17 protein-coding genes and 1 tRNA gene are annotated in these 26,431 nt (G+C 69.3%); 11 read left to right on the top strand and 7 right to left on the bottom strand.

Translation table 11 applies throughout. The features are described 5' to 3' along the window. The first annotated feature begins 31 nt into the window (after positions 1-31). Positions 32-1,045, top strand: a complete 1,014-nt coding sequence (locus tag ACFWBY_RS25650) for a helix-turn-helix transcriptional regulator (RefSeq protein ID WP_385344305.1) — start codon at positions 32-34, stop codon at positions 1,043-1,045. Positions 1,046-1,155: 110 nt separating this feature from the next. Here ACFWBY_RS25650 and ACFWBY_RS25645 read toward each other — a convergent pair whose 3' ends face one another. Then, the gene (locus tag ACFWBY_RS25645) at positions 1,156-4,266 is read right to left on the bottom strand and encodes a DNRLRE domain-containing protein (RefSeq protein ID WP_385344442.1); all 3,111 of its coding nucleotides are present in this window, start codon (positions 4,264-4,266) and stop codon (positions 1,156-1,158) included. A 495-nt stretch (positions 4,267-4,761) separates the two neighbouring features. Here ACFWBY_RS25645 and ACFWBY_RS25640 point away from each other — a divergent pair, with 495 nt between their 5' ends. After that, positions 4,762-11,643 (top strand): ricin-type beta-trefoil lectin domain protein, encoded by a 6,882-nt coding sequence (locus tag ACFWBY_RS25640; RefSeq protein ID WP_385344439.1) that lies wholly within the window; start codon positions 4,762-4,764, stop codon positions 11,641-11,643. After that, complete coding sequence (locus ACFWBY_RS25635; protein WP_385344436.1) at positions 11,640-11,882, top strand: hypothetical protein; 243 nt, start codon at positions 11,640-11,642, stop codon at positions 11,880-11,882. The genes ACFWBY_RS25640 and ACFWBY_RS25635 overlap by 4 nt, the downstream gene beginning before the upstream one ends. An 81-nt stretch (positions 11,883-11,963) precedes the next feature. On the opposite strand, the gene ACFWBY_RS25630 is transcribed toward ACFWBY_RS25635, so the two are convergent. Genes ACFWBY_RS25630 through dnaK form a run of 4 tightly spaced genes read right to left on the bottom strand, consistent with a single transcriptional unit; the run spans position 11,964 to position 16,178 of the window. Beyond that, complete coding sequence (locus ACFWBY_RS25630; RefSeq protein ID WP_385344434.1) at positions 11,964-12,416, bottom strand: heat shock protein transcriptional repressor HspR; 453 nt, start codon at positions 12,414-12,416, stop codon at positions 11,964-11,966. A 1-nt stretch (position 12,417) separates the two neighbouring features. After that, positions 12,418-13,608 (bottom strand): molecular chaperone DnaJ, encoded by a 1,191-nt coding sequence (gene dnaJ, locus ACFWBY_RS25625; protein ID WP_385344431.1) that lies wholly within the window; start codon positions 13,606-13,608, stop codon positions 12,418-12,420. A gap of 54 nt (positions 13,609-13,662) precedes the next feature. After that, positions 13,663-14,334, bottom strand: coding sequence for a nucleotide exchange factor GrpE (grpE, locus tag ACFWBY_RS25620; RefSeq protein ID WP_385344429.1), 672 nt, complete (start codon positions 14,332-14,334; stop codon positions 13,663-13,665). Then, positions 14,334-16,178: a molecular chaperone DnaK gene (gene dnaK, locus ACFWBY_RS25615; protein ID WP_385409710.1), complete on the bottom strand. Its 1,845-nt coding sequence runs from the start codon at positions 16,176-16,178 to the stop codon at positions 14,334-14,336. The genes grpE and dnaK overlap by 1 nt, the downstream gene beginning before the upstream one ends. A 184-nt stretch (positions 16,179-16,362) precedes the next feature. Between dnaK and ACFWBY_RS25610 the strand changes: the two genes are divergently transcribed. The 3 genes from ACFWBY_RS25610 (at position 16,363) to ACFWBY_RS25600 (ending at position 20,882) form a co-directional block, all read left to right on the top strand. Further along, positions 16,363-16,884 carry a sugar transferase gene (locus tag ACFWBY_RS25610; protein WP_385344461.1) on the top strand — a complete coding sequence of 174 codons (522 nt, stop codon included), beginning with the start codon at positions 16,363-16,365 and terminating at the stop codon, positions 16,882-16,884. Between the two features lie 208 nt (positions 16,885-17,092). Beyond that, positions 17,093-19,612 carry a heterodisulfide reductase-related iron-sulfur binding cluster gene (locus ACFWBY_RS25605; protein ID WP_385344459.1) on the top strand — a complete coding sequence of 840 codons (2,520 nt, stop codon included), beginning with the start codon at positions 17,093-17,095 and terminating at the stop codon, positions 19,610-19,612. Positions 19,613-19,946: 334 nt separating this feature from the next. Beyond that, positions 19,947-20,882, top strand: a complete 936-nt coding sequence (locus ACFWBY_RS25600; RefSeq protein WP_385344456.1) for a Yip1 family protein — start codon at positions 19,947-19,949, stop codon at positions 20,880-20,882. Positions 20,883-20,977: 95 nt separating this feature from the next. Here the strand turns inward: ACFWBY_RS25600 and ACFWBY_RS25595 are convergent, their stop codons facing one another. Next, positions 20,978-21,475 (bottom strand): phosphoribosyltransferase, encoded by a 498-nt coding sequence (locus tag ACFWBY_RS25595; RefSeq protein WP_385344453.1) that lies wholly within the window; start codon positions 21,473-21,475, stop codon positions 20,978-20,980. Continuing rightward, positions 21,472-22,059 (bottom strand): dCTP deaminase, encoded by a 588-nt coding sequence (dcd, locus tag ACFWBY_RS25590; protein ID WP_053675430.1) that lies wholly within the window; start codon positions 22,057-22,059, stop codon positions 21,472-21,474. The genes ACFWBY_RS25595 and dcd overlap by 4 nt, the downstream gene beginning before the upstream one ends. A 469-nt stretch (positions 22,060-22,528) precedes the next feature. Here dcd and ACFWBY_RS25585 point away from each other — a divergent pair. The 5 genes from ACFWBY_RS25585 (at position 22,529) to ACFWBY_RS25565 (ending at position 26,226) form a co-directional block, all read left to right on the top strand. Continuing rightward, positions 22,529-22,599 (top strand) — tRNA-Gly (locus tag ACFWBY_RS25585). Positions 22,600-23,357: 758 nt separating this feature from the next. Further along, a complete protein-coding gene (locus tag ACFWBY_RS25580; RefSeq protein ID WP_112446604.1) occupies positions 23,358-23,561 on the top strand; it encodes a cold-shock protein in 204 nt (67 codons plus the stop codon). A gap of 317 nt (positions 23,562-23,878) precedes the next feature. Next, the gene (locus ACFWBY_RS25575; protein ID WP_385344449.1) at positions 23,879-25,411 is read left to right on the top strand and encodes a DEAD/DEAH box helicase; all 1,533 of its coding nucleotides are present in this window, start codon (positions 23,879-23,881) and stop codon (positions 25,409-25,411) included. Between the two features lie 46 nt (positions 25,412-25,457). Beyond that, positions 25,458-25,862, top strand: a complete 405-nt coding sequence (locus ACFWBY_RS25570) for a CBS domain-containing protein (RefSeq protein WP_385344447.1) — start codon at positions 25,458-25,460, stop codon at positions 25,860-25,862. A gap of 49 nt (positions 25,863-25,911) precedes the next feature. Further along, positions 25,912-26,226 (top strand): SCO5918 family protein, encoded by a 315-nt coding sequence (locus ACFWBY_RS25565; RefSeq protein WP_385344445.1) that lies wholly within the window; start codon positions 25,912-25,914, stop codon positions 26,224-26,226. Positions 26,227-26,431 lie beyond the last annotated feature (205 nt).

Below are 26,431 nucleotides of genomic sequence, written 5' to 3'. Positions count from 1 at the left end.
CTGCCACAGGGACGATGCATCATGTTCTTGCATGTTCAGGACCCTGGGGGGTGGAGATTTGCCCAGAAGCGACACAAAACCGACACATCCCCACCCCGTCACGTCCATGTGCGCCGAGGGGACGCGGCTCTACACGGCGGCGCTGAGCACCGGGCGGGTCGCCCGCAGCGAGGTCGAGAACGCCCCCTGCCTGCTCGAATTCGCTCTACTGAGGCCCGACCCCGATGACGCGAACCAACTGCGCGCGGTTCCCCCGTCCGTCGCACTCGCCCAGCGGCTCCACCCGCTCGAACGGGAGATTCAGGACCGGCGCCGGGACACCATAGATCTCACCGACGCATTCGAGCCGTTTCTGACCATCAGCGCCCAGAGCCCCGCGAACACCCACGCCATCACGGTGCTGGAGGGGTTCGACCAGATCCACGCCGCCCTCGACCTGGCCACCGCCGAGTGCCACACCGAAGTGCTGACCGTACAGCCGGGAGGGGCCCGGTCAACCTCCGTCCTCACCGAGGCACTGGAACGCGCCGCGCCCCTGGTCAACCGCGGGGTGCGGATCCGTACGCTCTACCAGCACACGGTGCGCCACAGCCAGGGCACGCTCGCCTACGTGGACCGGATCTCGGCGGGGAAGGTGGAGATCCGCACGCTCGAGGAGCTGATAGAGCGCCTCATGATCTTCGACCGCACCGTGGCCTTCATCCCCACGAGCGACGACCGGCGCACGGCCCTGGAACTGCGCCACCCGGGGCTGGTCGACTACCTCATCAAGGTGTTCGAGCAGTTGTGGCACCGCGCCGTGCCGCTCACCGCCGAGGTGACCTACCGGCACACCCCCGGCGGCATCTCCGGCGTACAGCGTTCCATCGCCCAGCTCCTCATCGAGGGGCACGTGGACGAGGCCATCGCGCGCCGGCTGGGAATGAACGTACGGACCTGCCGCGCCCACATCGCCAAGCTGGCGGCCTCCCTGGGCAGCGGCAGCCGGGCCCAGCTGGGCTTCCTCATCGCCCAGTCGGGGATCCTGGAGGACCACGAGCTCTGAGGCGCCGGGGGCTTCGCCCCCCGGAACCGGGCACAACGCGGGCGGCGCCCCGCCCCGGCCTGGTGGCCGGGGCGGGGCGCCGCTTCCTCGTGGTGTTCCGTCGGCTCCGGCTATCCGATGCCGAGGAAGGTGTGCCAGTTGTCCTCGTCCCGTCCGAGGGCGACGCCGACGGCGGTGGGGGCGCCCTGGACGAGCCATTCGTTGCCGGTGGTGCCGACGGCCCAGATGTCCGCGACGCCGTCACCGTTGGCGTCGGACGTACCGAGGACCCGCGGGTACTCGGCACGGCCCCAGCCGGTGGTGGCGTAGGTGTAGTCCACGCCGCCCTCGGCGTTCGCCGCGAACTGCAGCGAGGCCAGATCGGCGCCGCCGTTGGCGCCCGCCTTGCCCTTGCGCAGGGCCAGACCGCGGTTCGCGTTGGCGTTGTCGCGGAAGAGCAGGTCGGGAACCTTGTCGCCCGACACGTCGCGCACGCCCACGATGTCGCGGGCGGCCCAGCCGGTGGCCATCTTCCGGTACGAGGCGAAGCTGGAGCCCGTGTAGCCCGAGAAGGCCCAGAAGCCGTCCGCGTCCAGGGCGAACAGGTCGCCCAGGCCGTCACCGTCGACGTCCTCGGTGACCACGATCTGCCGGAACGTCGCCGGGTCCGGCGCGCTCAGCGGGAGCTGCATCTCCTGGCGGCGGCCGACGTCGAACTGGCCGGTGCCGGTGCCCGGGTAGATGTACATCTTCCCGTCGGGCATGACCGCGATGAGGTCGGTGAGACCGTCACCCGGGTGCCAGTCGGTGGCGTGCCCGATCAACGCGGCCTTGCCCGTGGCCGGGTCCTTCCAGTAGCCGGGGGCCACCACCGCGCCGTTCTCCACCGCACCCGGAATGAAGGCGTCGGTGTCGCCCTGCTTGTCACCGGCGTACGTGCGCAGGTTTCCGGCGGCGTCGATGGCCAGCAGGTCGGGCGAGCCGTCACCGGTCACGTCACCGGGGGTGTCGGTGCCGGGGCGGGCCTGGACGTAGAAGAGGTACTCGGTCGGCACCGAGATGTTGCCGGCCTTGTTGACGGTCCGGACGTACAGGACGTTCGGACCGGCGGTGTCGACCTGGAGCTTGATGGACGCCAGGTCGTTCTGCCAGGGCGTGACCTTGTTCTCCCAGGTGGGGTGGTTCAGGCTCCACTGGTACTCGCGGATGTCCGCGGCCGCGGTGCCGTTGCCGAGGATCTCGATCCACTGGTCGGGAGTGCTGGCGGGGTTCAGGCTCCACTCGGCCCCGTCCGGTCCCGGCGGGGGGAAGTGGGAGGAGCGCACGGCCGGGTTGGCGGGCGCCGTGTGGTCGACGGTGAAGGTGCACCAGCCCGGTGAACCGGAGTCGGCCGGGCCCGAACCCGGAGACCACCATCCGTCCCAGTCCTGTGCGCGAGCCAGCCAGAAGTACTTGCGGCCCGACGTGAACTTGTCCAGGGGCACGCTGCGGGTGACCACGCCGGAGCTGTTCACCTGCATCCACTCGTTCCAGACGTTCGCGCCACTGGCGGCGTCCCAGACCTCGAGCTGCAGCATCTTGAGGTTGCCGTCGCGGTCGTTGCCCTTGATCTGGAACGACACGTCGGTCTTGCCGATGCTCGTACCCGGGCTGCTCGTCAGGCACGGGCCACCGGGAGAGGTGCTCATGTTCGACGCGACGGGGACGTCCGGCGGGGTGTTGTAGGTGACCTCGATGTACGGGGCGCTCTCACCGTTGGCGAGGAGCTTCTTCCAGTAGTACGAATCCGACTCGCTCGGTGCCTTGAACCCGAGGGACAGCGCGCCCCAGCGGCCGTTCGCGGCTTCGGTGACCAGGCCCTTGATGTCGGGGGCGACCCAGTTGTCGGGGCAGGAGCTGTTGTAGCCGTAGCCGGCGCTCTCGGTGGCGACCTTCTTGGTCCACCAGCCCGTCGTGTTGTTCCACGTGCTCGACGAACCCACGTAGGGGGTCGAGTAGATGTCCATGTCCTTGCGCGAGCAGGACCACGAATACGTCTGCAGGGCGCGCACGACCGCGGTCTGAATGCCCGCACCGTGGAGCTCGGTGCCGAAATCGAAGTTGAACACCGAGCGGGACGTGCCGCCCGAGTCCGACTCGTATCCGACGCGGGCCTCGTTCGTACCGCTCGCGTTGTAGTTCTGGCCGTTGTAGAAACTCGAATTGCCGGCCGTCTTGTACAGCAGCGACCAGGAACGCTTGTGACCCTTGAACGACGGGTCCACGAACACCGGGTACACCGTGTCGGCGGCGTTCAGCAGCGCCGCGTCGGGCTTCAGTGAGAGCGTGCCCTCCGCGAGGGAGGCGGCGGCGACCGAGAGGTGCGCCCGCTCCGCGCCCGCCAGACCGGCCAGACCGAGCGTCGGGTGGTCCTTGGCGGCCGCCGGTGCCTTCCACGCCGCGACGTCGTCCGTCGTGGCGACCTTGCCGGAGGAGTCCCACATCAGCGGGGACGGCGAGCCGGCGACCTCGTCGCCGTTGGCGTCACGCGCCGACAGCGCGCCGGACTCCGCGTCCAGCTGGAACGCCAGGTCGGGCGAGGCCAGGCGGTAGTTCAGTTCGGCCAGCAGCGGATCGGCCGCGGCCGTCTTGTCCTTGACGACAAGGAGGTGCGAATAGCCGCCGTCCTGCGCGGTCATCAGCAGGTCGATGCCGGGGCGCACGTTCTCGTACAGCGCGCGCGGACCGTCGATGACGGGCTCGGGCAGCACGCCCGGCCAGCTCACCGTCATCTCGTGCCCGTCCACGCCCAGACGCACCAGCTCCGTCCACACCTGGCCGGGCGCGTCCACCGTCAGGGCGGAACGCACGACGCCGCGCGAGGCCCGGTCACCGGCCGCGGCGCCGGCGGTACCGGCGCTGAAGACGACGCGCCCGTTCACCGCCTTCGCGGCATAACCGGTCTCCGTCTTCGCGAGGTCGGTGTCGACGGGCTTCCACTGGTCGCCCACCTTGGCGCGGGTCGCCGAGCTGGAAATCTTCTTCTTGAACAGGCCGTCAGGCTGTGCCCACGTGGTGGTGTTGGGGCTTCGGTCGGCCGTGGCCTCGACGTCCTTGCCGCTCTCGGCGGCCCGCTCGCGCGCCTCGGAGGCCGAGACCGGAGCGCCCGCCCCCTCGGCGGCGGGCTTCTTGTCCTGCTCGCCGCTCCCGCTCACCTGCACGCCGACCGGCACGGCGACCGCCAGCGCGAGCAGGGCGGCCACACCGCCCAGAGTCCTGCGGCGGCGGAACCACCTGGGTCTCGGTGGGTCGTCGGCCACAGCCGCCGCCTCGGTCTCGGAATCGCTGACAAGCATTCTTCGTTCTCCCCCTCGGGCGCCAAATCGAACGCACGTACTTCACTTTGCCCATTGATGACAAAAGTGCGACCCGATCATGGACCATCTTCCGGCCCGAAACACCCTCCAACTGGCGCAATCGCAAGCCCTGATGACACCGAATCACCCAGTTTCTCCCTACATGCGAATCTCCTCAAGTGATTAAGACCACTCCAACCCCGGTTGTGGTGGACTTCCGGCGAGCACTCCCCCCAAGATCTGCTGGCAATTTGTCAATCCTTTGCCGTCCGAGTGTCCAATAACCGGACGGCAGCGGTATGGGGGGAATACATGTCGCCCTTTGCGGCGCACAATTTGCGCCTGCCCGGAAACGGGAAGGCGCGCAAAAAACTGGCGCGTACCGGAGTCACACTCTCCGTGGTGCTGCTGGCCACTCTTCTGCCCGCGCAGGCATGGGCGGCCCCGCCCGGCTCGCGCTCCGGCGTCCAACTGCCCGACCTGCAGGCCGACCTGAAGGCCAAGCTCGACAAGGTCGAGGCCGCGAAGCTGGAGGGCTGGGCCGGCGCTCCCGCGCAGCCTCCGGCGGGGTACGAACCTTCGAAGGTGACTCCCCCGGCGGCCGGTACGGCGGATGTCGCACTCAATGCGGGCAGCGGAACGGCACTGGTGAAGGCGGGCACGCTGCCCATCAGCATCGGCAAGGCCTCGCCCACCGAGAGCAACCCGACCCCGCCGGCGCCCTCGGGCACCTGGGCGGTGTCCGTCGAAGCCCGCACGGCCACGGAGGCAGCCGGCCTCGACGGCGCGATCATCAAGGTCACGCCGCCGGCCGAGGGCTCGACCCCGGTCGACGTGCAGCTGGACTACAAGCAGTTCGAGGACCTGTACGGCACCGAGTGGTCCACGCGCCTGGAACTCAAGCAGCTCCCCGCGTGCTTCCTGACGACGCCGACCCTTCCCGAATGCAGCGCCGCAAAGCGCATCCCGAGCACCAACGACCCCGCCACGGGCACCGTCCGCGCGACCGTCGATCCGGCCACGGCGCCGGGCCAGGGCATGCGCACCATGGCCGTCGGCGGCGGCGGTCCGACCGTGCTGGCCGCCACGGACTCCGCGTCCGGAGCGGGCGGCACGTACAAGGCCACCTCGCTCTCCCCGTCCGGCAGTTGGACGGCGGGCGGCAGCGGCGGCGGCTTCTCCTGGAGCTACCCCCTCGGCGTCCCGGCGGCCCCGGCGGGCCCGGAGCCGAAGATCGCCCTCTCCTACGGCTCCCAGGCGGTGGACGGCAAGACGTCCGTCGCCAACGGCCAGGCCTCGTGGGTCGGTGACGGCTGGGACTACCACCCGGGCTTCGTCGAGCGGCGCTACCGCTCCTGCTCGGCCGACCTCAAGAACGCGCCGAACAACGACAACAGCGCGGACAAGAAGAAGAACGACCTGTGCTGGGCCGGCGACAACATGGTGATGTCGCTCGGCGGCAGCACCACCGAGCTGGTCCACGACACCGCCACCGGCGCGTGGATCCCCGCCAACGACGACGGCTCCAAGGTCGAGCGCAAGACCGACGCGAACGTCGCCAACGGCGCCAAGGACGGCGAGTACTGGGTCGTCACCACCCGCGAGGGCACCAAGTACTCCTTCGGCCGCCACGACGTGGACGGCGCCGGCACCCGGCCCGTGACGGACTCGGTCTTCAACGTCCCCGTGTTCGGCAACCACGCCGGTGAGCCCTGCCACGCGACCGCCTTCGCGGACTCCTCCTGCAAGCAGGCCTGGCGCTGGAACCTCGACTACGTCGAGGACGTCCACGGCAACGCACTGATCATCGACTGGAAGCGGGAAGAGAACCGCTACTCCAAGAACGAGAAGTACAAGGAGAAGAACAGCGCCGAGGTCGGATACGTCCGCGGCGGCTACCCGACGCAGATCTCCTACGGCCTGCGCTCGGACAACCTCTCCGGCCCCCCGGCCGCCAAGGTCGAGTTCACCGTGGCCGAGCGCTGCAAGGCCGAAGGCGCCACGAAGTGCGAGGACGCCGAGTTCGAGTCGAAGAACTACGAGCTCAAGCAGCCCTGGTGGGACACTCCGTCCACGCTGAACTGCACCTTCACCGCGGAGACCTGCTACGTCTCCGTGCCCAGCTTCTGGACCCGTAAGCGCCTGACCGGCATCACCACCTACGGCCAGCGCACCGAGGGCACCACCGACCTGTCCAAGGTCGACTCGTGGACCCTGGACCAGTCGTTCCCGAAGCAGCGCACCGACACCCACCCGCCGCTGTGGCTGGAGTCGATCACGCGCACCGGTTACGGCACGAAGAAGGACGAGAACGGCAACCAGCTCAGCGCCTCGCTGCCGGCCGTCTCCTTCCTCGCCAACGTCCAGGACATGCCCAACCGCGTCGCGAAGAGCGCCACCGACGCCACCCCGGACTACGACCGCCTGCGCGTGGAGACCATCCGCAACGAGACCGGCGGCGAGGTCTACGTCGACTACTCGGCCCCGTGCCCGGTCGGCGCCACCCACCCGAAGCCCGAGGAGAACACGGGCCGCTGCTTCCCCAACCACTGGTCCCCGGACGGTGAGCTGGAGACGCCGCCGCTGGAGTGGTTCAACAAGTACGTCGTCGAGAACGTCGTCGAGAAGGACCGCGTCGCGCGCCAGCCCGACGTCACCACCAGCTACACCTACGAGGGCGACGCCGCCTGGGCCAAGGCGGACGACGAGTTCACCAAGCCCGAGCTGCGCACCTACGACCAGTGGCGCGGCTACGCCTCGGTCGTCACGACCAAGGGCGTCACCGCCAACGCCGGCAAGCCGGACGCCACCGAGCAGTCCCAGACCCGGACCCGCTACTTCCGCGGCATGTCCGGCGACGCGGGGCGCGCGGTGGTCACCGTCAAGGACTCCACCAATACCGAGACCCTCGGCGACGACCTGCCGCAGTACCAGGGCAAGGTCGCGGAGAGCATCACGTACACCAAGGCCGGGGCCGGCGCCGCCGTCGCCGCCCGCGACCTGAACTGGTACGAGAGCAAGAAGACGGGCTCCCGGCCGCGCGACGGCACCAGCGACCTCCAGGCCTTCCGCGTCGACACCTCGCGGATGGACCGGTACGAGGCGATCGAGGGCGGCATGCGCCTGAGCCGTGCGGTCGACACCTTCGAGCCCACCTACGGCTTGAAGACCACCGCGCAGAGCGAGGCCATGACCTCGAACGGCTCCGGCGGCTGGACGGTCAACGAGCAGAGCTGCACCACCAGCACCTACGTACACAACACCGCCAAGCACCTGATCGGACTTCCGCAGTCGGCCCGTTCCACCTCCGGCACCTGCGCTCAGGCGGCCACGGGCACCCTGCTGTCGAACACCCGCACCTCGTACGACGTCCTGAACGCCTTCGGCGCCGCTCCGGTGAAGGGTCTGCCCTTCCAGACGGACACCCAGGACGGAGCGGGCACCGGCTGGGTCACCACGGGGCGCTTCGAGTACGACGCCCTGGGCCGCGTGGTCAAGTCGCAGGACCCCGACAACAACGCCGTCACCACGACCTTCACCCCGGCGACCGGGCCCGCCTTCAGTCAGACGGCGACCAACGCCCTGAACCACAAGTCGACGACCAAGTTCGACCCGGCCCGCGGCACCGTGCTGGAGGTCACCGACCAGAACGGCCGCAAGGTCACCTCCGGCTACGACCCCCTGGGCCGTACCACCGCGGTCTGGACGCCTTCCCAGAACCCGGCCATCGACAAGGCCCGGCAGACCTTCGAGTACCAGATCACCGAGCACGAGCCGCCGGCCGTCACCTCGCGCACGCTGCGGGACAACGGCACCTACGAGAGCTCCATCGAGATCTACGACGGCCTGCTGCGCCCGCGTCAGACGCAGGTCGAGGCCGCGGGTGGCGGCCGCCTGGTCAACGACAAGCTGTACAGCGCGAGCGGCACCGTCCGCCGGACCAACAACAGCTACTACGCGGAGGGTGAGCCGAACAAGGACATCTTCGTCCCGGAGACGGACTTCCACATCCCCAACGCCACCGCGACCGCGTACGACGGTCTCGGGCGGTCGGTGCGCGCCACCACCCTCTTCGAGGGCACCGCGCACCACTCCGACGTATTCATGTACGCCGGCAACTGGACCATCCACCGCAGCGGGATGTCGGCCGACGGCTCGGCCCCGCTGCCGGGCAGCCAGGCCACCAAGTCCTGGACCGACGTGCTGGACCGCACGACGCTCATCCAGAGGTACACGGCCACCGACCTGACCACCTGGACCGACACCAAGTACGCCTACGACGTACGCGGGAAGTTGTCCAAGGTCACCGACCCGAACAACAACAGCTGGACGTACTCCTACGACGCCCGAGGCCGTCTGGTCGCGTCCACGGACCCTGACATGGGCTCCTCGTCGTTCGGCTACAACAACCTCGACAAAGAGGCCTGGTCGGAGAACGCGGCCGGCACGAAGGCCTTCACCATCTACGACAAGCTCGGCCGCAAGACCGAGTCGCGCGAGGGTTCGGCGACCGGGACCCTGACGGCGTCGTGGGCCTACGACACGGTGGCCGGGGCGAAGGGCATGGCCGCCTCGTCCACGTCCTACCTCAACGGGACGGCGTTCAAGTCCGAGGTCACCGGCTACGACCCCGAGTACCGCCCCACCGGTGCGAAGCTCACCATTCCCGACACCGCGGCCACCAAGGGTCTGGCCGGAACGTACGCCTACTCCACCACCTACACCCCCACGGGTGCGGTCCAGTCGACGACGCTGCCCGCCACCCCGGGCGGTCTGGCCGCCGAGAAGCTGGTCACCCGCTACAACGCCGACGGCCTGCCGGTGACCACCTCGGGCCTGTCCTGGTACACCGCGGACACGATCTACAGCCCCTTCGGAGAGGTCCTGCGCACCGCGTCGGGCAACGCCCCGAACCGGGTGTGGACGACCAACCTGCACGACCCGAACACGGGTCTCGTCACGCAGTCGATCTCCGACCGGGAGACGGCCAACTACAACCGGCTCTCCGCGGTGTCCTACACCTACGACGTGGCCGGCAACCCGACCTCGATCACGGACACCCAGCCGGGCGGCAAGATCGACCGGCAGTGCTTCTCCTACAGCCCGATGGGCCAGCTAACCCAGGCCTGGACCGGCAAGACGGCGGCCTGCACCGGGCCCTCGCTGGGCGACGTCACCGCCGGACCGGACGGTGACGGCTACTGGCAGTCGTACGAGTTCGACAAGATCGGCAACCGCACGCGGCTGGTGAACCACAACCTCACCGACTCGGCGCTGGACCAGACGTCGACGTACACCTACGGCATCGATCCGCCCGGTGGCAGCCAGCTCCTGGTCAAGAGCCAGCCCCACGCGCTCACCAAGGTGGAGAAGAAGCAGGGCACGACGCTGCTCTCCCAGTCCACCTACGAGTACGACTCCTCGGGCAACACCAAGAGCCGGAAGATCGACGCCGACACCCAGGCACTGACCTGGAACCGGAGGAACAACCTCACCTCGGCGAGCAGCCCCGGCATCGGCGCCGTAGCTGTCACGGGCCTGGCCGGCAAGTGCCTCGATGTGGCCGAGGGCTCCAACGCGGACGGCACCGCCGTCCAGCTGTGGCCCTGCAACGAAACCCGTGCGCAGCAGTGGCGCCTGACCGGCGACACCGTCCGCGCACTGGACAAGTGCCTGACCGCCGACGGCCTCTACGCGCGCCTTTCCACCTGTGACGGGAGCGCCAAGCAGAAGTTCACCTATCGCACCGGCGACAAGACGCTCTACAACGCGGCGGCCAATGGCTGCGTCACCGTCCCCAACGACAACCCGGCCGACGGCAACGACCTTCACATCTTCACCTGTGCCGCGAACGCCGCCGCCCAGCAGTGGACCTTCGCCGACAACACCACCACCTACATCTACGACACGGCCGGCAAGCGCCTCATCGAGGAGACCGGCAGCAGCCGCACGCTCTACCTCGGTGAGACCGAGGTCACCGTCGACAAGGCCGGCCAGGCCGTCGACGCCGTCCGCTACTACGGCGGCGACGGCATGCCGACCACCGTCCGCCAGACCGGCGGCAAGGCCACCGGCCACAAGCTGACGGTCCTGCTGGCCGACCACCACAACACCGGCACCATCGCGGTCGAGCAGAAGGCCGGCCAGCCGGTCACCCGCCGCAAGTCCGACCCGTACGGCAACCAGCGCGGCGCGATGGCCACCAACTGGCCCGGCAGCCGCACCTTCCTCGGCACCGGCGTCGAAGACAGCACCACCGGCCTCACGCACATCGGCGCCCGCGAGTACGAGCCGACCACCGGCCGCTTCATCTCGGTCGACCCGGTCATCGACATCACCAACCCGCTCCAGATGAACGGGTACAACTACGCCAACAACAACCCCGTCTCGCAGATGGACCCGACCGGGCTCGAAAGCTGCGGCAGCGCCGGGTACTGCGGTGGCGGCGGCTGGACCAACGGCAAGCACATCGAGGACATGCCGACGGAGCCCGATGACGACACCATCAGCTTCGACGACGATGAGCCCACCGTCACGGTCACGATCGACGACAACGGCGATTCCTGGATCGCCGGCGGACGCATGCTCTCCGACAAGGAGCTGAAGGTCCGCTTCCCGTTCAAGAAGACCTACGAGGAGCGGCTGAAGGCCTGGCTGAGCGGACAGCGGTGCTACAGCCCGGACACGCAGGACGCCTTCTGCGACGGGGCCGCGGCTCTCGGACTGTTCTCGTACGCGCGGTCTCCCCGGGACGCCGCCATCGGGAACTTCATGCTCCTCGTGATCGCTCCGGACGCCGCCGCGTGGGCGAGTTGCGCCGCCCTTTCGGTGAAGGGCTGCCTGACCAGCGCACTGGACCTGCCTTGGGCGAAGTGGGCCAAGGCGGTGAAGGTGGCCGTCAAGGGCGCCAAGGGCTGCAAGAAGCTCTGTGACTCGAGGTTCGAGGTGGACAGCAACGGTACGGTCACAGACTTGAAGGCTCCACCGAGCCGCTGGACCGGCAAGGGTGCGGAGAGCGGTGGATGGAGCAAGAGCACCAAGCTTCCGAGCGACAAGACCGTCGGTGAAGTCGGCCTGTCGATCTGGGGGACCGGGCGTCCGGACCGTTTCAAGAACGCAAAGAAGTCGGACAGTCAACTGCGCGATCTGGCGTCGAAGGAGGACGCGACGGAGCTGATGGAGATGTACAGGGACGCCGCCATCAAGATCCCCACCAACAAGACCGCTCCTGCTCGCGTCGAACTCGTGCAGCAGGTCCTCGACGCATGGAACAGAGCCGGATGAGTGACGCCAAGTTCAGGATCAAGATCAAGGCAGCGGACGGCAGCCCCTTCACGGTGATGTTCGAGCCGACGGGAATGACGTACGACCTCGAAGCCGACCAGGTGATGTTCGCAGAGGTTCAGGAAGACGTCTCGACCGAAATCGAGATCGTGTACTGGGGCGACGGGATCTCCGTCTGGCCCCAGGGTCCGGTGACCACCTACGACGCGGACGGAAACGAACTGCATGAGCTCAACTAGCTCATGACGACGAAGGCCCCGCCCGGATCATCCGGGCGGGGCCTTCCTCATGCGTGCTGCGCGCCCGCGTGCGCGCCGCGCTCAGTCCAGCGGCCGCTTCGGCGCCGGGCGCCAGACCACCAGGGCGTTGCCCGGCTGCGGGGGCTGGTACGGGACCAGGTCGCGGCGGTACGAGGCGTGGACCTGGGCCTCGCGCTGCCGCAGGACGGCGGCAGCGCCGTCGACCGCCGAGGAGAGCTCGGCCACGCGCTGCTGGAGCGCGGCGACCTGGTTCTCCAGTTCGATGATCCGCTTGATGCCCGCCAGGTTGATGCCCTCGTCCTGGGACAGCGCCTGCACCGTGCGGAGCAGTTCGATGTCGCGGGCCGAGTAGCGCCGGCCCCGCCCGGCCGTGCGGTCCGGGGAGACCAGGCCGAGGCGGTCGTACTGGCGGAGGGTCTGCGGATGCAGGCCCGAGAGCTGGGCGGCCACCGAGATCACGTAGACCGGGGTCTCGTCCGTGAGCTGGTAGTGGCTCCTGCGGCGGCCGTCCATGTCATGCTCCCTTCGCGGACTCGAACAGCGCGGAGCGCGGGTCCTGCGACGCCATCGCCTCGCGGTACAGCTCCAGGGCCTCGCGGGCCTTGTCGTTCAGCTCTGCCTCGGCCGGGACCGCGACCTCCACCGTGACGAGCAGGTCGCCGCGGGTGCCGTCCTTGCGGACCGCTCCCTTGCCGCGGGCCCGCATCGTACGGCCGTTGGGGGTACCGGGGGGCAGCTTCAGCGTCACCGAGGGGCCGTTCAAGGTCGGGACCTTGACGTCGGCTCCCAGCGCAGCCTCCGCGAACGTCACCGGCACGGTCACCGTGAGGTTGTCGTCCTTGCGGCCGAAGACCGGGTGCGCGTCGACGTGCACGACGACGTAGAGGTCGCCGTGCGGGCCGCCGCGCTCGCCCGGGGCTCCCTTGCCGCGCAGCCGGATCCGCTGGGAGTCGGAGACCCCCGCCGGGATCCGGACCTGCATGGTCCGGGAGGAACGGGCCCGCCCGCTGCCCTTGCAGACGTCGCAGGGGGTCTCGGCGATCAGGCCGCGGCCCTTGCAGTCCGCGCAGGGGTCGGTCAGCGAGAATCCGCCGCCGCTGCCGCGCGAGACCTGTCCGGTGCCGACGCAGGTCGGGCACACGCGGGGCGTGCCGTTCTTGTCGCCGGTGCCCGAGCAGGCCTTGCAGGGCGACTGCGAGGACATCCGGAGCGGGACCGTGGCCCCGTCCACCGCCTCCGTGAAGGAGAGGGTGACCTCCGATTCGATGTCCTGGCCGCGGCGCGGCTGGGTACGGGTCCCCGTACCGGCGCCGGCGCCGCCGCGGTTGAACAGCCCGCCGAAGACATCGCCCAGGCCGCCGCCGAAGCCGCCGCCCGCGCCGGCCGGCTGCTGCCCGCCGAAGAGGTCGCCGAGGTCGAAGTTGAACGAGCCGCCGCCCCCGCCCGGACCGGGGCGGAAGCCCCCGTTGCCGAACAGGGCGCGGGCCTCGTCGTACTCCTTGCGCTTCTTCGGGTCGCCGAGGATGTCGTTCGCCTCGGAGATCTCCTTGAAGCGCGCCTCGGCCGAGGCGTCGCCCTTGTTGGCGTCCGGGTGGAACTCGCGGGCGAGCTTCCGGTACGCCTTCTTGATCTCGGCCTCGGTGGCGTCCTTCGGAACACCGAGAACCTTGTAGTAGTCCTTCTCGACGAAGTCCTTCGTGCTCATCCCCGGTGTCCCTCCTCTCGTGCCTCTGGTCCCTCTGGTGCTACGTGTTCAGCGTCAGCCCTCGTCGGGGGCATCCGCGTCCTTGGCCGACGGGTCCGACGGGGACTCGGTCTCCGCCGCCTCGGACTTCGGCGCCGTGCCCGGCTGGGGCTCGGCCACCGCGACCCGCGCGGGGCGGATCGTACGCTCGCCGATCCGGTACCCCGGCTGCAGGATCGCCACGCAGGTGTCTTCGGTGACGTCCGGCGCGTACGAGTGCATCAGGGCCTCGTGGATCGTCGGGTCGAAGGGCTCGCCCTCCTTGCCGAACTGCTGCAGGCCCATCTTGGCCGCGGCGGTCTCCAGCGATTCGGCCACCGACTTGAAGCCGCCGACCAGTTCGCCATGCTCCCGCGCCCGGCCGATGTCGTCCAGGGTCGGGAGGAGCTCCGTCAGGAGGGACGCGACCGCGATCTCCTTGACGGCGATCCGGTCCCGCTCCACCCGACGGCGGTAGTTCTGGTACTCCGCCTGGAGCCGCTGGAGGTCCGCGGTGCGCTCACCGAGCGCCGTACGGGCCTGGTCCAGCTGGGCGAGCAGTGCCACATCCGCGCTTACGTCCCCGGCCGGAGCCGCCGACTTCTCCTTCGAGGAGTCGGCGGTCTTCGGCTCGGCGGCCGCGTCGTCCGCGTCCGCGCCGGTGGGGACTTCGGGCTTCTCCTCGAAGCCCGGGGTCTCCTCCGACATCAGGCAGCGCCGCCCTTCGGCTTCTCGTCGTCGACGATCTCGGCGTCGACGACGTCGTCGTCGGCGGCCTTGGCCTCGCCCGCGTCACCGGCGGCGCCGGCCTGGGCGGCCTGCGCGTCGGCGTAGATCGCCTGGCCCAGCTTCTGGCTGACCGCGGCGAGCTTCTCGGTCGCGGTGCGGATCTCGGCGGTGTCCTCGCCCTTGAGCTTTTCCTTCAGCTCGGCGATGGAGGCCTCGACCTCGTCCTTGACCTCGGCCGGGACCTTGTCCTCGTTGTCCTTGACGAACTTCTCCGTCTGGTAGACGAGCTGCTCGCCCTGGTTGCGGGACTCGGCCGCCTCCTTGCGGCGGGAGTCCTCGTCCGCGTACTGCTCGGCCTCCTGGCGCATGCGGTCGACCTCGTCCTTGGCGAGGGAGGAGCCGCCGGTGACGGTCATCTTCTGCTCCTTGCCCGTGCCGAGGTCCTTGGCCGTGACGTGCATGATGCCGTTCGCGTCGATGTCGAAGGACACCTCGATCTGCGGGACACCGCGCGGGGCCGGCGGCAGGCCGGTCAGCTCGAACATGCCGAGCTTCTTGTTGTACGCCGCGATCTCGCGCTCGCCCTGGTAGACCTGGATCTGCACGGACGGCTGGTTGTCCTCGGCCGTCGTGAAGATCTCGGAGCGCTTGGTCGGGATCGTGGTGTTGCGCTCGATGAGCTTGGTCATGATCCCTCCCTTGGTCTCGATGCCGAGGGACAGCGGGGTCACGTCGAGGAGCAGGACGTCCTTGACCTCACCCTTGAGCACGCCCGCCTGGAGGGTCGCGCCGAGGGCGACGACCTCGTCCGGGTTGACGCCCTTGTTGGCGTCCTGACCGCCGGTGAGCTCCTTGACGAGCTCGGCGACGGCCGGCATGCGGGTGGAGCCGCCGACGAGGACCACGTGGTCGATCTCGGACAGGTTGATGCCCGCGTCCTTGATGACGTTGTGGAACGGGTTCTTGCAGCGGTCCAGCAGGTCCGCGGTCAGCTGCTGGAACTGGGCGCGCGTGAGCTTCTCGTCCAGGTGCAGCGGGCCCTCGGCGGAAGCCGTGATGTAGGGCAGGTTGATCGAGGTCTCCGTGGAGGAGGACAGCTCGATCTTCGCCTTCTCGGCGGCCTCGCGCAGACGCTGGAGCGCCATCTTGTCCTTGGACAGGTCGACGCCGTGGCCGTTCTGGAACTGCTTCACGAGGTAGTCGACGACGCGCTGGTCCCAGTCGTCGCCACCGAGGTGGTTGTCACCGTTGGTGGCCTTGACCTCGACGACGCCGTCGCCGATCTCGAGGAGCGAGACGTCGAAGGTGCCGCCACCGAGGTCGAAGACGAGGATGGTCTGGTCGTCCTTGTCGAGGCCGTACGCCAGGGCGGCGGCGGTCGGCTCGTTGACGATGCGAAGGACGTTCAGGCCCGCGATCTCGCCGGCCTCCTTCGTCGCCTGGCGCTCGGAGTCGTTGAAGTAGGCCGGGACGGTGATGACCGCGTCCGTGACCTTCTCGCCCAGGTACGCCTCGGCGTCGCGCTTCAGCTTCTGCAGGATGAAGGCGCTCATCTGCTGCGGGTTGAAGTCCTTGCCATCCAGGTTGATCTTCCAGTCAGTGCCCATGTGGCGCTTGACGGAGCGGATGGTCCGGTCCACGTTCGTGACCGCCTGGCGCTTGGCCACCTCGCCGACGAGAACCTCGCCGTTCTTGGCGAAGGCGACGACGGACGGCGTGGTCCTGGCGCCCTCGGCGTTGGTGATGACGGTGGGCTCGCCGCCTTCCAGAACGCTGACGACGGAGTTAGTGGTGCCCAGGTCGATGCCGACCGCACGTGCCATTTTGATTCCTCCAGCTGACTTGAGTGGAACAGACTCAAGAATGCACGACCGTCGATCGTGCGTCAACAGAGCTGAGCCGAGGGGGCTCAACCTTTAGGCGCTCCTTACGCGCAAGCCAGCCGAGCGGGGGACCCTCGCAGCGCGGCGCACCGGCTTCCCCCGGCCCGTGGGGCACGGTGCCCCCATGCATCTGCCGATCGCCGTGCCCCTCTGGCGGACCCCCTCCGCCAAGCGCACCCTCGACCTGGCCGGCGCGCTCGTCCTGCTGACGCTGCTCGCACTGCCGCTGACCGTGCTCGCCTGCGTGCTGTACGCGACCCAGGGCGGGCGGGTCCTCGTGGGCGAACCAGCGGCCGGACTGGGCGGACGGCCCTTCCGGGCCTGGCGGTTGCGGATCGGCGAGGGCCGGGCCGGGGCGGCGATGGAGCGGTGCGCGCTGGACGGGCTGCCCCAGCTGGTCAACGTGGTGCGCGGGGAGATGTCGCTGGTCGGGCCGGCCCCCGGAACCAAGGCGTCCGACCGGTCCGAGCGGCTGCTCGTACGGCCCGGGATGACCGGGCTGTGGCAGGTGAGCGCGCGTTCGGACCTGCCGTGGGAGGAGATGGACCTGCTGGACCGGCACTATGTGGAGAACCACTGGCTGGGAATGGACCTGGAGATCATCGCGCGGACCCCGGGGGCGGCCTGGCGGCACCGGCGGACCTGAGGCGGGCCCGCGACGGCACCGGCGCGGCGGCCGGAAGGCGGCCGGGCGGGGGCCGGGTCGCGTCCGGCGACCGCACGGCGGGCCCGAGGGACGGGCGAGCGACGCAGATCACCGCGCGCTCGGCTACATTGCGGCGTCGGGACTGGGTAACCTCAAGCCTTGACTGGATAAGTTACCGCTTAGTAAGTGCCGCCCGAGGAGCCCTTCCATGCAACTCGCCGCGATCATCGTGTCGCTGGTCCTGACGGTCGTCGGCGTCGCGCTGCTCGCCCGAGCCGTGGCGCAGATCTACCGCTTCGTGAAGCTCGGACAGCCCGTACCGGCAGGCAGCCGTACGGACGACCCGAAGGCACGAACGCTCACCCTGGTCCGGGAGTTCCTCGGCCACAGCCGGATGAACCGCTGGGGCCTCGTCGGCTTCGCGCACTGGTTCGTCGCGATCGGCTTCCTGACCCTGCCGCCCACCCTGGTCCAGGCGTACGGGCAGCTCTTCGAGGCGGACTGGCTGCTGCCGATCGTCGGCGACTTCCTGCCCTTCGAGCTCTACACCGAGTTCATCGGCCTGATGACGGTCGTCGGCATCGTCGTGCTGATGGTGATCCGACTGCTGTCGCTGCCCTCGCGGGCCGGCCGCAAGTCGCGCTTCGCCGGTTCGAAGTCCTGGCAGGCGTACTTCGTCGAGTACGTGATCCTCACCATCGGCATCGCCATCCTGTGCCTGCGCGGCCTCGAGGGCGCGATCCACCACGTCGACGGCTACGAGCCCGCGTACTTCGCCTCGTACCCGCTGGTGCTGGCCTTCTCGCACCTGTCCTTCGCCGGACTGCAGAACGCCATCTACATCACCGCGATGATCAAGATCAGCGTCTCGCTCATCTGGATGATCGTCGTATCGCTGAACACCAACATGGGCGTGGCCTGGCACCGCTTCCTCGGCTTCCCGAACATCTGGTTCAAGCGCAACGCGGACGGCTCCACGGCGCTCGGCGCCCTGCAGCCGATGACCAGCGGCGGCAAGGTCATCGACTTCGAGGACCCGGGCGAGGACGACGTCTTCGGCGTCTCGCAGGTCGAGCAGTTCTCCTGGAAGGGCATCCTCGACTTCTCCACGTGCACCGAGTGCGGTCGCTGCCAGTCCCAGTGCCCGGCCTGGAACACCGGCAAGCCGCTGTCCCCGAAGCTCCTGATCATGTCCCTGCGCGACCACGCGCACGCCAAGGCCCCGTACCTGCTGGCGGGCGGCGGCAAGGACATGGAGGGCAACGAGAAGGCCACGGCGGAGCAGCTCAAGGACGTCCCGGCGGCGGCCCTGGCCGAGGCCGAGCGCCCGCTGATCGGCACCGCCGAGGAGAACGGGGTCATCGACCCCGACGTCCTGTGGTCCTGCACCACCTGCGGCGCGTGCGTCGAGCAGTGCCCGGTCGACATCGAGCACATCGACCACATCGTCGACATGCGCCGCTACCAGGTGATGATCGAGAGCGCGTTCCCGTCGGAGGCGGGCACGATGCTCAAGAACCTGGAGAAGAAGGGCAACCCCTGGGGCCTCGCCAAGAAGCAGCGCGTCGAGTGGACCAAGGAGGTGGACTTCGAGGTCCCGATCATCGGCAAGGACGCGGAGGACCTCTCCGAGTTCGACTACCTCTACTGGGTCGGCTGCGCCGGCGCGCTGGAGGACCGGGCGAAGAAGACCACGAAGGCCTTCGCGGAGCTGCTGAACATCGCGGGCGTCAAGTTCGCGATCATGGGCGGCGACGAGAAGTGCACGGGTGACTCCCCGCGCCGCCTCGGCAACGAGCCCCTCTTCCAGCAGCTGGCCCAGGAGAACGTCGCCATGCTGAACATGGCGTTCGGCGAGGACGACGAGGACGAGTCCACGCGCAAGCCCAAGTCGGCGAAGCGCATCGTCTCCACCTGCCCGCACTGCTTCAACACCATCGCGAACGAGTACCCGCAGCTGGGCGGCGAGTACGAGGTCATCCACCACACGCAGCTGCTCCAGCACCTGATCGACGAGGGCCGCCTCACGCCGGTGACCCCGGTCGACGGCCTGATCACGTACCACGACCCGTGCTACCTGGGCCGGCACAACAAGGTCTACACGCCGCCGCGCGAGATCATGTCGGCCGTGCCGGGCCTGCGCCAGCAGGAGATGCACCGCCACAAGGAGCGGGGCTTCTGCTGCGGCGCGGGTGGCGCGCGGATGTGGATGGAGGAGCGGATCGGCAAGCGCATCAACAACGAGCGCGTCGACGAGGCCCTGTCCCTGAACCCGGACATCGTGTCGACGGCGTGCCCGTTCTGCCTGGTGATGCTGACCGACTCGGTGAACGGCAAGAAGAACGACGGCCAGGCGAAGGAACACGTCCAGGTCGTCGACGTGGCGCAGCTGCTGCTTGACTCGGTGAAGACCCCGGAGATCGAGCCGGAGCCGGAGCCCGAGCCCGTCAAGGCGGAGCCGGTGGCCGAGGCCAAGGCCGAGCCCGTCAAGGCGGAGCCGGTGGCCGAGCCCGTCAAGGCGGAGCCGGTGGCCGAGCCCGCTAAGGCGGAGCCGGTGGCCGAGGCCAAGGCCGAGCCCGTCAAGGCGGAGCCGGTGGCCGAGCCCGCTAAGGCGGAGCCGGTGGCCGAGGCCAAGGCCGAGCCCGCGAAGGCGGAGGCACCCGCGGCGAAGGCTGCGGAGCCGGAGGAGGTCCCGGCGGAGCCGGGTACCGACGCCGAGGCGAAGTAGCCCGCGCAGCGCTGTACGCCGGAACGGCCCGCCCCTCGTGGGGGCGGGCCGTTCCGCGTTCGAGGCGCGGGGGCCGGGGCGGAGCCCCGGTTTCGGGAAGGGGCGGGGTGGGGAAAGCCCTGCGCAGCGGCCCCGCGCGACGGAGGCCCGCAGACCGCCGCGCAGCCGCGCAAGCCACCCCGAGACGCCGCGCAACCCACCCCGAGCCGCCGCGCACCCCACCCCGAGACGGCCCTCCAGGTACCCCCTAGGGGATGTCACAGGTCAGCCGCAAAGGGTGCCGTTTCCGCCGCCCCGGCCACCGGGCCCCTCCGGAGCGGGTACTTTCGATCACGTGGCTGGATTCAGGATCGGACGCGGCCGGGGCAACAACCGCACCGCGCAACAACCCCCGCGGCAGCAGCCGTACGGTCAGCAGCAGGCGCCCCACCAGGCGCCGCAGGCACCCGCACCGTACGGCCAGCAGCCCTACGCACCCCAGCAATGGCCTCAGCAGGCCGCGGCCGGGGGGCACGGCGAGCCCGAGTACTTCGACCCGCACGGCGGGCCCGCGGATCACGGCGGCAACCCCGGGCAGGGCCCCGGCGGCTACGGATACGGGCAGGGCCCGGGAAGCCCCGGCGACGCCCCGGGGTACACCCAGGCCTTCGCCATCGGCGAGGACCCGTACCCGTACAACCCCGGCGCGACCTACCAGGCGGGTGCGGCCCAGGCCGCCGCCCCGACCGGTCCGCGCCTGCCGTGGAAGGAGCTGCTGCGCGGCATCGTGACGCGGCCGGGGCCGACCTTCCTGCAGATGCGCGACTACGCCGTCTGGGGGCCGGCGCTGACCGTGACCTTCCTCTACGGGCTCCTCGCGGTCTTCGGCCTCGACGACACCCGCAAGGACGTCATCAACGCCACCCTGTCCAAGGCCGTCCCGATCGTGCTGTCGGCGGGCGTGGCCTTCGTGCTCTGCGGCCTGATCCTCGGCGCCGTCACCCACACGCTGGCACGTCAGATGGGCGGCGACGGGGCCTGGCAGCCGACGGTGGGCCTCTCGATGCTGGTCATGACCCTCACGGACGCGCCGCGCCTGCTCTTCGCGATGTTCCTGAGCGGCGACAACATGCTCGTACAGGTGCTGGGCTGGGTCACCTGGGTGGCGGCCGGTGCGCTGTTCACCTCGCTCGTCGCCAAGTCGCACGACCTGCCGTGGCCGAAGGCCCTGGGCGCGTCGGCGATCCAGCTGGTCGCCCTGCTGTCGATCATCAAGCTGGGCACGATCTAGCCGGACGGGCACGAGACGCACGAAGGGGCCCGCCACGCTGAGCAGCGCGGCGGGCCCCTTCCGTACGGGTCCCTTCCGTACGGGATGCGCACCCGTCAGGCGTCGAGGACCTGTCCCTCACGCTTCACGACGGGCGGTTCGACCGACCAGGGGAAGTTGATCCACTCGTCGGTCTTCTTCCACACGTACTCGCACTTCACGAGCGAGTGCGACTTCTCGTAGATCACGGCCGACCGGACCTCGGCGACGTGGCCGAGGCAGAAGTCGTGCACCAGCTTGAGCGTGTTGCCCGTGTCGGCGACGTCGTCGGCGATCAGCACCTTCTTGTCGGTGAAGTCGATCGCCTCGGGGACCGGCGCCAGCATGACCGGCATCGAGAGGGTGGTGCCCACACCGGTGTAGAACTCCACGTTCACCAGGTGGATGTTCTTGCAGTCCAGGGCGTACGCCAGCCCGCCCGCGACGAAGACGCCGCCCCGGGCGATGCTCAGGATGATGTCGGGCTCGTACCCGTCGTCGGCGATGGTCTGGGCCAGCTCGCGCACGGCGCGCCCGAACCCCTCGTAGGTCAGGTTCTCGCGGACTTCGCTCATGCCTCGTGCCTCACCTGGGTCCGGTGGAAGTTCTGGAAGGACCGCGAGGCCGTCGGGCCGCGCTGGCCCTGGTACCGCGATCCGTACCGCTCACTGCCGTACGGGAACTCCGCGGGCGAGCTGAGCCGGAACAGGCACAGCTGCCCGATCTTCATACCCGGCCAGAGCTTGATCGGCAGTGTGGCGAGGTTCGACAGTTCGAGGGTCACGTGCCCCGAGAACCCGGGGTCGATGAACCCGGCGGTCGAGTGCGTCACCAGGCCGAGGCGGCCCAGGCTGGACTTCCCCTCCAGTCTGGAGGCGATGTCGTCGGGCAGCGAGATGACCTCGTAGGTCGACGCGAGCACGAACTCACCGGGGTGGAGGATGAACGCCTCGTCACCGTCCGGCTCGACCATCCGGGTCAGATCCGACTGCTCGGTGGCGGGGTCGATGTGGGCGTAGCGGTGATTCTCGAACACCCGGAAGAACCGGTCGAGACGCACATCGATGCTGGAGGGCTGCACCATCGACTCGTCGAAGGGGTCGATGCGAACCCGTCCGCTGTCGATCTCGGCCCGGATGTCTTTATCAGAGAGAAGCACGACCCGAGGATACGCAGAGCGCGCGGGCCGCCCCAATCGAGGCGGACCCCGCGCGCCGGTGTCTACCGCTTCGGCGCCGCCCCCACGGGCACGGCGTGCCGCAGCCGCGCACAGCGCGGACACCGCAGCAGCCGACCCGGCCCGATCCGGCCGGCACCGAGGTGCTGCAGCGGGAACGAAGCGGTGCTGAATACGTGCCCTTCGGCACAACGGACGACGGTGTGCTCCATCGAGTCCCTTTCCCCAACCAGCCGTACTGCGATGAATCGCCACATTAGGGGATGAACGAGACCCACTCCAGCCGCCACTCCAGCCGTCGCCCCGCACGCACAAGGTACGCCCCAACTCCCGCCCCCACGACCCTTCGTGCACCCCACACGCGACGACGGCCCCGCGGTGAATTCACCGGGGGCCGATCATGGGGTAGGGTGAGGAACGATACGGCTCCAGACACCAAATGGACCGATATGCGGATGTAGTTTAATGGTAGAACATGAGCTTCCCAAGCTTATAGCGCGGGTTCGATTCCCGTCATCCGCTCTTGCAAGAAGGCCCAGGTCAGCGACCTGGGCCTTCTTCGTTGTCTAGACCTCTCAGCCTTTGCCGTGCCCTCCGCGTGCCCCAACTCGCCTGAACGCCCTGGCCGGAAGGCCCTTCACGCGCCACTTGCACCGCAGGAGCGCGACGCCGCCTCGAACCGCGAGCAGGAATTCGCGCGACCCGCGCCACAGGCCCGCTCCGATTCGCCCGTTCGCCCCCTGAAATGCGGACGGTCAACCACCCCGCCCGCGCTACCCAGTTCGCGAGGGCACGGCACCCCCGCCGACCCCAGGCGCCCCAGGCGCCCCAGGCGCCCCAGGCGCCGGAGGCTGCCCCATCAAGCAGTCGGGCACGGGAGAACTGCGTGGCGGCAAACCCGCTCCGGGCACCCGGGCCACCTCCACGACAACGACTTCGCTAGCCGCATCCTGCAGCCGGCGGCGAGCACTCAAAAACGCTGCGCTCGGGGTGAATCAATATCTGTCACCGCGACCTAAGAATTTAACGGATCCCGCGGGGAGAGTTTCTACCGCCACACGGCGGCCGGAAATCTTCAACGCACACAAGCCACTGCAGCGTGCTACTGTCGATCTCGGTTGCAGTTTTGGTACCCAAGAACTTCAAGCGCCTCCAGCCGGACTTCGGCCCACATGGAAGCGCTTTGTATTTCCCGGTCAATTTCCGGGCGGGGCATCATCGCGGCGACACGGCGTCCGCACAGTGCAGACGTCGATGTATTGCCCCAAAGGAGATATGACATGGCTGCTGGTACCGTGAAGTGGTTCAACGCGGAAAAGGGTTTCGGCTTCATCGAGCAGGACGGTGGCGGCCCTGACGTGTTCGCCCACTACTCGAACATCGCCGCCCAGGGCTTCCGCGAGCTGAACGAGGGCCAGAAGGTCACCTTCGACATCGCGCAGGGCCAGAAGGGCCCGACGGCCGAGAACATCGTTCCCGCCTGACGCTGACACGCATTCTGCAGCTGGGGCCCGCATCCCTCGGGGTGCGGGCCCCAGCTGTATGCATTTCCTGCGGTGCGTTCACCCGCGGTATTAAGCATTGAGAGATCCGGCCGACTGGCCCTCTCGGAGCTGCACCCGATTTATTTCTTGGCTGTCGCGTCCGCATGACACCATTTTATTTCAGCGTCTGAGCCCGAACAGATTCCCTGTCCGCCAGATCCGCTTTCGCATTCCATTCGGCCCGTTCTCGCAATTCCTTGCGCCGCTCCTACGCTGCGGGAATTCCCTGATACGTGCCGTATCAAGGAAGGTTCCGCATGAACCCCACACGTACGAACGAGCGCTCTTCTCGCACCCGCGGCCGCACCGGCGGACCCGCTTTCGGCACCGGCAGCGGTTCGGGGCGGGGCAGCCGCTTCGGCTCGTCTACCCCCAGCCGCTCCGGAGCCCCGAGCCGCTCCGGAGGTCCGAGCCGCTCGGGAGGATACGGCCGCCGGCCCGCAGCGATCCAGGGCGAGTTCGCACCGCCGAAGACGATCACCCCCGCGCTGCCCGCCGTCGAGGCCTTCGCCGACCTCGACATGCCGGCCCAGCTGCTGACCACACTCAGCCGCGAGGGCATGGCCACGCCGTTCCCGATCCAGGCCGCCACCCTGCCCAACACCCTCGCGGGCCGTGACGTCCTCGGCCGCGGCCGCACCGGCTCCGGAAAGACCCTGGCCTTCGGCCTCGCCCTGCTGGCCCGTACGGCCGACCAGAGCGCCGAGCCGGGTCAGCCGCTCGCGCTGATCCTCGTACCCACCCGTGAGCTCGCCCAGCAGGTCACGGCCGCGCTCACCCCCTACGCCCGATCGGTCAAGCTGCGCCTGGCCACCGTTGTCGGCGGCATGCCGATCCACCGCCAGGCAGGCGCGCTGCGCGCCGGGGCCGAAGTGGTCGTCGCCACGCCCGGCCGGCTCAAGGACCTCATCGACCGCGGCGACTGCCGGCTGAACCAGGTCGCGATCACTGTCCTTGACGAGGCTGACCAGATGGCCGACATGGGCTTCATGCCGCAGGTCACCGCCCTGCTCGACCAGGTGCGCCCCGAGGGCCAGCGCATGCTGTTCTCCGCAACCCTGGACCGCAACGTCGACCTCCTGGTCCGCCGCTACCTCACCGACCCCGTCGTCCACTCCGTCGACCCCTCGGCCGGTGCGGTGACGACGATGGAGCACCACGTCCTGCACGTCCACGGCACCGACAAGCAGGCCACCACCACCGAGATCGCCGCGCGCGACGGCCGGGTGATCATGTTCCTCGACACCAAGCACGCCGTCGACCGCCTCACCCAGGACCTCCTCGACAGCGGGGTCCGCGCCGCCGCCCTCCACGGAGGCAAGTCGCAGCCCCAGCGGACCCGCACGCTGGCCCAGTTCAAGACCGGCCACGTCACCGTGCTGGTCGCCACGAACGTGGCGGCGCGCGGCATCCACGTCGACAACCTCGACCTCGTCGTCAACGTCGACCCGCCGACCGACCCGAAGGACTACCTGCACCGCGGCGGCCGCACCGCCCGCGCCGGCGAGTCCGGCAGCGTCGTCACCCTGGTCACCCCCAACCAGCGCCGCGACATGACCCGCCTCATGGCCGCCGCCGGCATCGTCCCCCAGACCACCCAGGTCCGCTCCGGCGAAGAGGCCCTCCACCGGATCACCGGCGCCCAGGCTCCCTCGGGCATCCCGGTCACCATCACCGCACCGGTGTCCGAGCGGCCCAAGCGCAGCTCCGCCTCCCGTGGCCGCCGCGGGCCCGCTTCTGCCGCCCGGCGCGCGAGCGCACGGCAGTCCGCCTTCGACGCGGCGGCCTGAGAACAACGTGATCAGGAAACTGACCCATCTCTGCAGGAGGCAGATTTTGACGCTGGTCCAGATGCAGCCCCGCTCCGCGCATGCCGACCTCGTCCACCGGACGGTGGACGACGCCATGGAAGCGGCTGGTCCGCAGGTCTGCGACGACATGACCGTCGAGGTGGCCCTGGCCGTCATGGCCGGCTCCCGCGCGGACTACCTGCTCGTCTGTGACGAGGACGGCCTGTGCACCGGGTTGGTCACCCAGGCCCAGCTCACCGCCGTCCGCGAGAGCGCGGCGTACACGGACCAGCTCCGTGTACGCGATGTCCTCGGCGACCGCGGACCGTTCACCTCCCCCATGACCGCGATGGCCGAGGCCCAGCACGCGATGCACTACCGCAGGCTCACCGCCCTGCCCGTCGTGGACCAGCACGGAAGCGCCCTGGGCGTCCTCGCCCTCGCCCGCTGAACCACCTCACCGTGGTCGACCCGTTCCCCCCTACACCCTGTGAGGCATCATGCGCTGTGTCATCGCCCGCTTCCCGTTCGACCTGACCAAGAGCGGCGTCCTGGAATCGATGAAGGGCATCAAGCCCGAGCAGGTCATCGGCGAGTCCGTGATCATCGGCCGCCGCACCTACCCCGTCAAGCAGGTCGGCCAGGTCATCACCCGCCAGGACCGCCGCGACTTCAGCACCGGCGAAGTCCTCCGCGCCATGACCCAGCTCGGCTTCACCTGCCGCGGCAGCCTTCCCCGGACCGCGACGCCGACACGCGCCCTCAGCCCGCTCCAGAAGGCCTCCGCGCTACTCGGTCTCCCGGTGACCGTCTGACCGCTTGACCGTCTGGCCGGCTGACCGTCTGGCCGGCTGACCGTCTGGCCGGCTGATCGGCTGACCGGCTGACCGGCTGACCGGCTGACCGGCGCGAGCCGACACCCGAACAGCGAGAAGGGCCCGACCGGCAGACGCCGGTCGGGCCCGTCCGCGTACCCGCGCGTGTCTCCGCGCGGCGCCGGGGCGGTGGTCGCGGGAGCGG

It is taken from the genome of Streptomyces sp. NPDC060049, assembly GCF_042736715.1.
In the GTDB taxonomy this organism is placed as follows: Bacteria; Actinomycetota; Actinomycetes; order Streptomycetales; family Streptomycetaceae; genus Streptomyces.
The sequence above is the reverse complement of the archived record's forward strand: the minus strand, read 5'-3'. Positions and strand labels throughout refer to the sequence as shown.

Bases quoted from the DNA above. Each gene is read 5' to 3' on its own strand.
- ACFWBY_RS25635 (WP_385344436.1), top strand. From the start codon at position 11,640: ATGAGTGACGCCAAGTTCAGGATCAAGATCAAGGCAGCGGACGGCAGC.
- ACFWBY_RS25565 (WP_385344445.1), top strand. From the start codon at position 25,912: ATGCGCTGTGTCATCGCCCGCTTCCCGTTCGACCTGACCAAGAGCGGC.
- ACFWBY_RS25650 (WP_385344305.1), top strand. From the start codon at position 32: ATGTTCAGGACCCTGGGGGGTGGAGATTTGCCCAGAAGCGACACAAAA.
- grpE (WP_385344429.1), bottom strand. From the start codon at position 14,334: ATGTCGGAGGAGACCCCGGGCTTCGAGGAGAAGCCCGAAGTCCCCACC.
- dnaJ (WP_385344431.1), bottom strand. From the start codon at position 13,608: ATGAGCACGAAGGACTTCGTCGAGAAGGACTACTACAAGGTTCTCGGT.
- ACFWBY_RS25580 (WP_112446604.1), top strand. From the start codon at position 23,358: ATGGCTGCTGGTACCGTGAAGTGGTTCAACGCGGAAAAGGGTTTCGGC.
- ACFWBY_RS25595 (WP_385344453.1), bottom strand. From the start codon at position 21,475: ATGAGCGAAGTCCGCGAGAACCTGACCTACGAGGGGTTCGGGCGCGCC.
- ACFWBY_RS25605 (WP_385344459.1), top strand. From the start codon at position 17,093: ATGCAACTCGCCGCGATCATCGTGTCGCTGGTCCTGACGGTCGTCGGC.
- dnaK (WP_385409710.1), bottom strand. From the start codon at position 16,178: ATGGCACGTGCGGTCGGCATCGACCTGGGCACCACTAACTCCGTCGTC.
- ACFWBY_RS25610 (WP_385344461.1), top strand. From the start codon at position 16,363: ATGCATCTGCCGATCGCCGTGCCCCTCTGGCGGACCCCCTCCGCCAAG.
- ACFWBY_RS25575 (WP_385344449.1), top strand. From the start codon at position 23,879: ATGAACCCCACACGTACGAACGAGCGCTCTTCTCGCACCCGCGGCCGC.
- ACFWBY_RS25630 (WP_385344434.1), bottom strand. From the start codon at position 12,416: ATGGACGGCCGCCGCAGGAGCCACTACCAGCTCACGGACGAGACCCCG.